10 protein-coding genes are annotated in these 9,124 nt (G+C 29.8%); all 10 read left to right on the top strand.

What is annotated here, in order from left to right; genetic code table 11:
- The coding region (locus VJ881_08400; protein ID HKL76074.1) for a hypothetical protein at positions 1-404 on the top strand (404 nt) is incomplete at its 5' end.
- A 142-nt stretch (positions 405-546) separates the two neighbouring features.
- The gene (locus VJ881_08395) at positions 547-1,149 is read left to right on the top strand and encodes a TetR/AcrR family transcriptional regulator (protein HKL76073.1); all 603 of its coding nucleotides are present in this window, start codon (positions 547-549) and stop codon (positions 1,147-1,149) included.
- 136 nt (positions 1,150-1,285) lie between these two features.
- A complete protein-coding gene (locus VJ881_08390; GenBank protein HKL76072.1) occupies positions 1,286-1,738 on the top strand; it encodes a YaaR family protein in 453 nt (150 codons plus the stop codon).
- A 16-nt stretch (positions 1,739-1,754) separates the two neighbouring features.
- Positions 1,755-3,992 (top strand): N-acetylmuramoyl-L-alanine amidase, encoded by a 2,238-nt coding sequence (locus VJ881_08385; protein HKL76071.1) that lies wholly within the window; start codon positions 1,755-1,757, stop codon positions 3,990-3,992.
- Positions 3,993-3,996: 4 nt separating this feature from the next.
- The gene (locus tag VJ881_08380) at positions 3,997-4,521 is read left to right on the top strand and encodes a GerMN domain-containing protein (protein HKL76070.1); all 525 of its coding nucleotides are present in this window, start codon (positions 3,997-3,999) and stop codon (positions 4,519-4,521) included.
- Positions 4,522-4,527: 6 nt separating this feature from the next.
- Entirely contained in the window at positions 4,528-5,328 is an 801-nt protein-coding gene (murI, locus tag VJ881_08375; protein HKL76069.1) for a glutamate racemase, read from the top strand.
- Positions 5,329-5,363: 35 nt separating this feature from the next.
- Positions 5,364-6,806: a methylaspartate mutase subunit E gene (locus VJ881_08370; protein ID HKL76068.1), complete on the top strand. Its 1,443-nt coding sequence runs from the start codon at positions 5,364-5,366 to the stop codon at positions 6,804-6,806.
- Between the two features lie 16 nt (positions 6,807-6,822).
- A complete protein-coding gene (locus VJ881_08365; protein ID HKL76067.1) occupies positions 6,823-7,722 on the top strand; it encodes an alanine-tRNA synthetase second additional domain-containing protein in 900 nt (299 codons plus the stop codon).
- Positions 7,723-7,742: 20 nt separating this feature from the next.
- Complete coding sequence (rph, locus tag VJ881_08360; GenBank protein ID HKL76066.1) at positions 7,743-8,471, top strand: ribonuclease PH; 729 nt, start codon at positions 7,743-7,745, stop codon at positions 8,469-8,471.
- Positions 8,471-9,073 carry an XTP/dITP diphosphatase gene (locus tag VJ881_08355; protein HKL76065.1) on the top strand — a complete coding sequence of 201 codons (603 nt, stop codon included), beginning with the start codon at positions 8,471-8,473 and terminating at the stop codon, positions 9,071-9,073. Before rph ends, VJ881_08355 begins: the two co-directional genes overlap by 1 nt.
- Positions 9,074-9,124 lie beyond the last annotated feature (51 nt).

The raw sequence follows: 9,124 nt of genomic DNA, 5'->3' as shown, positions 1-9,124 counted from the left end.
AAGATGATGAAAAGAAATTAGATCTTGTGATAGGAGGAGATTATACTTTTGAAAATAACTTCTATACAGTAGTTCAACTTTTTCACCGTAATTACAAAGACTATGAAATAAATGATATTCTAAAAAATAATGACAAAGATAAACTACTTACTGATGAAAATTATCTAATCCTTCATGGTGAATTACCTTTTAGAAGTATCCACACTCTAAAAACTGATTTAATAGCAGATGTTGAAGGAGAGGGCTATATGATTAATCCAGAAGTTGAATTCTCACTTGATAATGATTATAATCTTAATATAGGAGCAGTTGTTATGGATGATGAAAATAGTGAAGAGGATTTCTCTACTCTAAATATGTTAGCAGAAGAAAAAGCCTATTTTGAATTCACCTGGAACTTTTAAGCAGAAAATATAAGTTAATTGAAAAGGGGGCAGGTTTATCCCTGTCCCTCCTTGAATTGACTTATAATTACATATTTGCTATTATTAATTTGATAAGATAAATTTCGATATAGTTTGTTATTTAAAGTAGGAGGTGGCTTAATTGGATTCGAATAATAGTATATTTGAAGGTTTAGAAGAAAAGAGAAGAAGAATATGTGAAGCAGCCATCGAAACTTTTCAGGAAAAAAACTTTAGTCAGGCAACTGTTTCAGAAATAGCTTCAAAAGCAAAAGTTGGAAAAGGAACTTTTTATTTGTATTTTGATAATAAATTATCTCTTTTAGATTTTTTATTAGAATATGGTACCAAAAATCTAATTGAATATGTAAAAAACCATATAGATATTGAAAAATCTCCTGAAAAGAGATTAGAACAATTGATAGATGCTCAATTAGAATTTTTTAATAATTATCGTGATTTCTTTTCTTTTTTTGTAAGAGAAATGTGGGTTCATAGAGAAGGATTAGAAGAACAGATATATAAATTAAAAGATGAATACATAGTAGTAATTGAAGAAATTATAGAAGAAGGAAGTAAAAAGGGAATTTTTAAAAATATTAATAAAGAAACAATTAGTTCTGGTCTTTTCGGAATGCTAAGTATTTCTTCATTTCATTGGATAATATTTTTCGATAAATATCCTAAAGAAAAAATTAATAAAGATATAAAAAAGGTATTTTTAGATGGTTTATTGAAAAATTAATAAAATATATTTATTTTTTGGACCTGGTAGTTAATTTTACCAGGTCTTTTTGTTTATTATCCCCTTTTAAGGCAGGAAAAAATGTTATTTTATCGAATAATATTATATGAGTGAAGATTTAAGGAGGTTTGTTAAATTGAAAATTCAAACTGATGAACTTTCACATTCCAATCGTTCAAAATTAAAAAATATAAAAGGCAAATCTAGAAAAACAGAAATAAAAAGTAGTTTTAAAGATAAATTATCAGAAATAAAACATGGTGAGATAAAAGAACGTCTTGATAAATTAATGGATATAGTCAATAAACAGGGTAAAAAGTTAAAAAAATCATTGGATAAAAAGGATATGTTAGAATACAAAAAAAGAGTAAAAGATTTTTTGCGTCTTATCCAAAAAGAATTCGTCCAGGCCAAGCAATCTTTTAGCTGGGATGGATCAGGCAACTTAAAAACATATACAATAATTGAAAAAGTCGATAAAAATCTTGATCAACTTCATGATTTATTTTTAAAAGAACAGGCAGATGTACTGGAAGTTGTAAGAAAAATTGATGAAATAAGAGGACTATTAATAGATTTATATATTTGATTGAGGAGTGGTTGAGATGCAAAGAAAGATAGGCTTAATAGCCGTTTCTTTTTTTATTTTTATTTTACTTTCAAATATGATAGTATTTGCTAATGAGTATGGAAAAAATATATATTTTGATGGAGAAAAGATAAATAGTGATTCTAATATAAAAGATGTTAATGGAGAAATTTACATAAAAGCTCGTTTTCTTTCTGAATTATTGGAAGCTGATCTTGAATGGAGAAAATCTATTCAATTGTTAGAACTAGAAAAAGAAAATAATTATGCTAAAATGATGAAGGGTAATCCTTATTTAGAAATAAATAATACTACCCGAAAAGTGGCGAATGGCCTGGTAATAGATAATGATCAGGCTTATTTACCTTTTAAAAAAATTGTCGAAGGTTTTGGTTATATCTTTACCACTGATTCTAAAAGCATTTATGTTTTTAATGCTGAAATTATGGTAAATAAAATTTCCTATGATGAAAAATATAGAAGATTAAAAATAAATTTAAGTGAAGAAACTCAGGTTGAGATTAATAAAATGAAAGATAATCCTGAAAAATTAAAAATACTTTTACGTAGAGCGACTCTTTCAGGTGATTTTAGAGATGAATTGCCATCTGAAGAGTTTGAACTTGAAATCAAAAGAACTCAGGATAAGATGTATTTAGAAATAATTGTTGATTCAACTAAAAATATATCTTTTCAGGAAAGTGAAAGTGTAATAAAAACTGGTAATGATATTTTAATAAATTATCTTTCAAAATTAAAAGAAATAACCTGGCAGGATAATCAGGGCTTAGAAATAATTACTGATGATAATATTATAGGAGAAGCAAAAATATCATATATTAATGAGCCTAAAAGAATGGTTATAGACCTTCCGCATACTATTTTAAATGGTTTTAAAAATAATTTTTCTGAAAATAGATGGATTGAAAAAGTAGAAGTAAGTCAGTTTAAAACTAATCCAATGGTTACAAGAGTAGTTTTGGAATTAAAAGAAAGTAGTTACCTTACTCAGGAGAAAAGAGATAATAGTATAATTTTTTATCCCAAGGGGCAGGTCGAATTAAGTAACTTAGAATATGAAGATTCAGTCATTTCTTTTGAATCAAACAAGAAATTACAACCAAAGATTTTTACTCTTTCTGAACCTGATAGACTGGTTGTTGATTTACCTGGTGCTTTTAGAAATTATAGTTTTAGTGATGAAACTGCTGAGAAAGATAAAGTTGTAAAAAAAGTAAGGACTTCCAGATTTAATAGTGATGTTGTTCGACTTGTGGCTGATTTAAATAAACAGGTAAATTATAATTGGAGTACTGAAAGAAATGGTGATGGCTATATTAATAAAATTTATTTGAATAATAATATCCGCAAAATTGAAATAGGTGACCAAAAAGGATATAATGAAATACGGATAAGTTTTAATAATAAACTGGATTATGAAGTTAAAAAAAGAGAATCACCAGAAAGATTGGTAGTAGATGTTAGAGGTTTGGAAAATTATAATAGAAAACTACAACTACCTGAAGAAAAAGGTTTGGTTAAAAAAGTAGATTTTGGACCTTATGATAAAGATGTGGTTCGATTTGAATTTTTATTAGAAAACTATTATGGACATGTAGTTAATTCAGATAATAAGACTAAAAATGTTAGTATAAAACTATGGAAAACTCGAAGAGAGAAAGATAAAGAAGATTTAAGTGATTTGATTGTGATTGACCCAGGTCATGGAGGTTTTGATCCAGGGGCTATTGGTGGAAATGGTCTTCAGGAAAAAGAAGTTAATTTAGATTTAGCTTTATTAGTTAGAGATAAACTTGAAAAGAAAGGCCATAATGTTTTACTTACTCGTAAGACTGATGAATATGTTTCTTTACAACGAAGAGTTGAAATTGCCAGAGATAAAAAGGCCAGAATTTTTGTAAGTATTCATAATAATTCCAGTCGTAAATCTCATACTGGTGGAAGTGAAATATATGTATCACAGAATTATAAAAAAGAAGATATGCAATTAGCCCAACTAATAAATGATAATCTATGTGATGAAATTAAGCTTGATGATAGAGGTTTAAAACAGGATAATTTTTATGTTATAAAAAATACTATTATGCCCTCGGTTCTGCTTGAAGTTGCTTTTTTATCTAATCCTCATGAAGAAAAACTTTTAGGAAGTAATGTATTTTTGAATAAAGCAGCTAATGGAATTGTTGATGGTATCTTAGATTTTTTAGAAAAAGATAGACTGGAGGCTGAGTGAGATAATGGATATTAACAGAAAGATAGTGGTTGTTTCGATTGTAATTATTATAGTACTTTTAGCTTTATTTGGAACTTTAAGGATAATTAATCAAAAAAGCCAGCCCAATCAATTAATAGAAGAAATGGAAATTTCTATATATTTTGCAACTGATGAAGCTATGTATCTTACTTCAGAGAAAAGAGTTATTAAAAGTGAAAATCTTTATCAAAATGCAATCAAAGAATTAATTGCAGGGCCAGATAATCCTGCAAATTCAAGAACAATACCTGATAAAGTTAAATTAAATGATATAAAAATTATGAATGGAGAGGCCCGGGTGAATTTTAACCGGGCTTTAATTGATAACCACTGGGGTGGTAGCACAGGAGAAAGAATGACAGTATATTCTGTTGTTAATACTCTAACTCAATTTAAAGAAATTGAAGAGGTAACTTTTTTAATAGAAGGAGAAGAAGTTAAAACATTAGTAGGTCATATGGATTTAACAAAACCATTAACCTGGAATGAAGAAATAATAAAGGAGTGAATCTTTTTGAAAATTGCTTTTTTAGATTCAGGAGTAGGTGGGCTAACAGTTGCTACTGAGTTTTTTAAAATAATGCCAGATAAAGAGTATATTTATTATGGAGATACTCTTCATCTTCCTTATGGTCCGCGCCCTTCTCAAGAAGTAAAGGAATTTAGTTTAGAAATAATTGATTTTTTATTAAATGAAAAAGGAGCAGATATAATAGTAATTGCCTGTAATACTGCCAGTGCTGTAGCTTTGAATCTGGCAAAAAACAAATTTCAAAAACCAATATATGGAACCATTAATTCTGCAAGTAAAAAGGCAATTAAGGTAACAAAAAATAAAAAAGTTGGAATCATTGGTACTGAAGGAACTGTGAAAAGTAAGGCTTATCAAAATGCAATAATTGATAATGATCCAAATATTTCAGTATATGCTGAACCCTGTCCGAAATTTGTTAATTTTGTAGAAAAAGGAGAACTAAGTGGTCAAAGTGTATATAATTATGCTCAAAGCTGTCTTGAACCTTTAAAAAGAGCAAAGGTAGATACTCTTATATTAGGCTGTACTCATTTTCCCTATCTCACAGATATTATTGGTGATGTAATGGGTCAAGAAGTTAATCTAATTAATCCAGCTTTTGTATTAGCCAGAACTGTAAAAAATAATATTGAAAAAATAGAAAATGAAAAAGAAATTGTTAAAAAAGAAAAAATAGATTTTATGGTTAGTGATATAGGAAATATATCAAAACTCTTTTGGAATGGTAAATTAATAGATAAAAATTTAATCTCCTTAAGTGAAGTAAATATTTTTGGGTAGATTTTTTTATAGTTTAATTTTGGAGGGATTAAAAAGTGAATTTGAGGAATGAGAAGATAGAAATAGATAAATTTTTTAATTTAAGAGATGATATTTTATCAAAATGGAATACCGGTAATAAGGTAGATCTGGATGAGGTATTAGATTATTATAGTAATTATCCAGAAGAAAAATTTGTTATAAATAAGATGCTAAAAGCTAAAAGAGAAGCCAAAACTTTAATTCAGCCTAGAGCTGGAATAGCTATTCCTGATAAATTTATTGAGTTGTTAAATTTTCTAGAAAAAGAAGGAAAAGCTGATATATTACCGGTAACAATTGATAGTTATACAAGACAAAATAAATATAAAGAAGCTCAAAAAGGTTTGAAAGAAAGTAAAGAGCTGGGAAGATCTATGTTAGATGGTTTCCCGGCTGTAAACCATGGGATTAATATCTGTCGGAAGATAGTTGATGAAATCAATGCTCCTGCTCAGATAAGGCATGGAACACCTGATGCCAGGCTTTTAGCAGAAATTACTTTAGCAGGAGGTTTTACTGATTTTGAAGGTGGGGGTATATCTTATAATTTACCTTATGCTAAAAAAGTTTCTTTAGAGAAAACTATCAAATATTGGCAGTATGTAGATAGATTAGTAGGTTTTTATGAAGAAAATGGAGTAAATATTAATAGAGAACATTTTGGACCTCTTACTGGAACTCTTGTTCCACCGGCCATTTCTCATAGTGTTAGTATAATTGAGGCTTTACTTGCAGCTGAACAGGGTGTAAAATATATAAGTTTAGGTTATGGCCAAAATGGTAATCTAAGGCAGGATGTCGCTGCTATTCATAGTTTGCAGGAACTAGGTGATGAATATCTAAAAAAATATGAACATGAAGATGTTGAAATAACAACAGTTTTCCATCAATGGTTAGGTGGATTTCCGCAGGAGGAAGCAAAGGCCTATGGAATTATCGGTTTAGGTGCTACTACTGCTGCTCTTTCTAATGTAACAAAGGTATTAGTTAAAACTCCCCAGGAAGCTTTAAAATCTCCTGATAAAGAAGCAAATGTAGCCGGGTTAGTAAATACCAAGCAGATAATTAAGATGTTGGAAGATCAAAGTTTTGATAAATCAGCAGAATATGAATTAGAAAAAGAAATGATTAAAAAGGAAGTCAGAGAAATTATAGATAAAGTTTTGAAATTAGGAGATGGGGATCTGGCTCAAGGGGCGGTAAAAGCTTTTGAATCAGGTGTTTTGGATATTCCTTTCTCTCCAAGTAAATATAATTCTGGTAAAATGTTACCTGCCAGAGATATTAATGGAGCAGTTCGTTACCTTAACTTTGGTAAATTACCTTTCAGTCAAGAAATAAAGCAATTCCATAGAGGCAAAATTGAGGAAAGAGCTATAAAAGAAGAAAAAGATGCTGGGTTTCAAATGGCAATTGATGATATTTATGCGATTGGAAAAGGATTATTAAAAGGTTAAAAAGAAGGGAAATTTTATGACTACCGAAAGTTTTGCACATTCTGTTTATTATGCTCCAAGGGGAAAAAATCGTCTTACAGTTCTAGGTGACCATATTGCTCAAACTCATCTTAGAGCAAATGACAAATTGATTGGAATGATTGGTGAGGCAGGAGCAGGTAAATCTTTGATAATTAGAGGTATGTTTCCAGGTTTAATACTGACAAATGATGATGAAGGAATTAATATTAGACCACTACCTCTTTTGAGTGATTATAAAGATGGAGAATATACAACTCATGCCTATCATGTAGATGTTCGTTTTGAAACAGCATTCAATCAACCCTGGGAGATAGCTAAAGCTATAAAAGATGCAATTAAAAAAGGAAGAAGAGTTATTGTTGAACATTATGATTTAATAGCTGATCATTTAGATACTTTTCCTGAACTTCTAATTGGAATAGGGGAAGAAGTTTTGGTTACAAGGCCTGGAGTTTTTGGTCCCAGTTCAGAAGAAATCAAAAAAATTGTTTTTGAATCTATAAAATATAGAAGAATGGCGCACACAGCAGAAGATCTGACAGCATTTTCTATTGAAAAAAGGGGTTATATGAGACCTCCCTTACATAGTGATGTGAAAAGTGGTTTTGTACTTCAATTTGAAAACAAGCCAGATTTTTCTATAGAAAAAATTGAAGAAGAAGTTAAAATAATGATCGAAAAAAATCTTGAAGTTAAATATATTGATGAGCAACATATTCAAATTGGAGATTATAAATATGTTTGTACCGGTCCCAGAATTCACATGAAAAGAACCGGTGATATCAAAGATTTTCATTTACTTTCAGAATTTAAAATAGAACCTAAAACAGGTTTTTATCTATTAGCTGGTTTAGTTGGGGAAGAAAGAAGTCAATTTGAATTAAGTAAATTATAAACAAATGAAAGGGGTTTTTTATGTCATATAAAAGAAAAAGAAATGAAGATGAGTTACGTGAAGTTAATATAACTAGAAATTATACTAAATTTGCTGAAGGGTCTGTTTTAATGGAAACTGGTGATACAAAAGTTATTTGTACTGTATCTGTGGAAGATGGGGTACCATATTTTTTAAGAGGTAAAGGTCAGGGTTGGTTGACAGCTGAATATTCTTTACTTCCTGCTTCTACACCTTCCAGATCTATTAGAGCTTCATCTAAAGGTAAAGTTAGTGGTCGAACAAAGGAAATTCAACGTTTAATTGGACGCTCACTTAGAGCAATTATTGATTTAGATAAAATAGGTGAAAGAACACTCTGGGTTGATTGTGATGTTATTCAGGCTGATGGTGGTACAAGAACAGCTTCTGTAACAGGAGCTTATGTAGCTTTAGTAGATGCAGTAAATTATATGATTGATAAAAATATTGTGGATGAATCACCACTTACTGATTATTTAGCTGCTGTTAGTTCAGGAATTGTAAATGGAGAACCAATTTTGGATTTATGTTATGAAGAGGATTTTGCTGCTCAGGTTGATATGAATGTAGTTATGACCGGAAAAGGTGAAGTAGTAGAGGTGCAGGGTACAGCTGAAGAAGATCCTTTTACTAGAGATGAAATGACAAAATTGCTTGACTTAGCAGAAAAAGGGATTAATGATTTAATAGAAAAACAAAAAATGAGTTTAAAGGAAGTTAATGCCTAATGGAAAAACTACTAATTGCAAGTACCAACAAAGGTAAAATTAAAGAAGTTAGAGCTCAACTTAAAGACTTTAATTTTGAAATTATTGGACTGGATAATTTTCCAGAATTAATGAATATAAAAGAAGATGGTGAAACTTTTTCCGAAAATGCACTAAAAAAGGCCAGAGTTAGTGCTAAGAAAACTAATTTAATTACTTTAGCCGATGATTCAGGTTTGGAAGTGGATTATCTTAATGGAAAACCTGGGATTTATTCTGCAAGATTTTCTGGTAAAAATGCAACTGATGAAGAGAATAACAAAAAGCTATTAAAAGAATTAGAAGATGTGGAAAAAGAAAAGAGAACTGCCAGATTCAGATGTGTAATGGCAATTTATGATCCGCACAATGATTACCATAAAACAGTTGATGGTAATTGTGAAGGAAGAATTCTTAAGACCCCTCGTGGTGAGAATGGCTTTGGTTATGATCCTCTCTTCTTTGTAGAAAGCAAAGGGAAAACTATGGCTGAATTAGCTCCAGAAATAAAGAATAAAATAAGCCATCGAGCTAATGCTTTGGAAAAAATGAAAAAGATAATAAAAGAGGAATTTTGCTCTTGACAAATCGTTTAGACAATGATATTATTTATACTGTCGCGAGGGAAAAGCCCT

Source organism: Halanaerobiales bacterium (assembly GCA_035270125.1).
In the GTDB taxonomy this organism is placed as follows: Bacteria; Bacillota; Halanaerobiia; order Halanaerobiales; family DATFIM01; genus DATFIM01.
This window is presented reverse-complemented; position numbering and strand designations above follow the sequence as displayed.